We start from the raw sequence: 332 nt of genomic DNA, 5'->3' as shown, positions 1-332 counted from the left end.
TTTCAAGCCAAAAAGGCCCGTAACGCAGAGTCAGTCTGCGCTGACAGCTATCAATCAAGAAGCAGAAAGCGACTTGCTAGCGCGCCTCGACCCCAAAGCGGCTGCGGCGGAAAAACGGCTCGGCGCTGAGGCTTACATCGGCCCACAGCCGCGATATGCCGGCCTGCTGCGCCACTTGGTGGAGATGCGCCATCAGCGCCCGGCCAACGCCGCGCGCCGCGTAATCCCCCGCCACGAAAAAGTGGTCGATGTAGCCCGAAGGCTGCAGGTCGGCAAACCCCGCAATGCAACCTTCCAGCTCGGCCACGAACGGCCGGTTGGCGCGCAAGCGC

Annotated in this window: 1 protein-coding gene; it reads right to left on the bottom strand. The window is 63.9% G+C overall.

Translation table 11 applies throughout. The features are described from left to right. Window positions 1–76: 76 nt before the first annotated feature. On the bottom strand, window positions 77–332 hold a 256-nt coding region (locus B2J89_RS22000; RefSeq protein WP_169170885.1), incomplete at its 5' end, for a GNAT family N-acetyltransferase.

Source organism: Acidovorax sp. SRB_24 (assembly GCF_012931925.1).
Note: the sequence above shows the minus strand (reverse complement) of the source record. Positions and strands in the feature narration are given on the sequence as shown.